The organism is Streptomyces hilarionis (assembly GCF_024539675.1).
GTDB lineage: Bacteria > Actinomycetota > Actinomycetes > Streptomycetales > Streptomycetaceae > Streptomyces > Streptomyces hilarionis.
The window spans coordinates 1-274 of the sequence record NZ_JAHHIT010000716.1 but is presented as its reverse complement, the minus strand read 5'-3'; the positions used below and the strand labels follow the sequence as shown (position 1 = coordinate 274).

Genomic DNA, 274 nt, shown 5'->3' with positions numbered 1-274 from the left:
CCCCAAGGATCCGCGTCTGATGGTGGCTGTATTTGGGATCAAAGAGTTTACCCAAGCGATCCATGAGGACGATGTCTACGCCGACTTGGATCTGGAACTGGAAGACCAGCTCTCCGGCGCGATTGCGAATACCAATGCGAGTGGATTCAGGATTGATGCTCTTGAAGTTGGAACCGCTGACTATAGCGACGCAACCGGGAAGCTGACTTTAAAAGTCTCCCTGACCTACCAGGGGCAGCAAGATCAGGAGCGGGTGTATCACGGTGCCGCGTTC

1 protein-coding gene is annotated in these 274 nt (G+C 54.4%); it reads left to right on the top strand.

Annotated features, from left to right (window positions below):
- Positions 1-19 precede the first annotated feature (19 nt).
- A partial coding sequence (locus KMS84_RS44545) for a hypothetical protein (RefSeq protein WP_256921588.1) occupies positions 20-274 on the top strand: 255 nt, incomplete at its 3' end.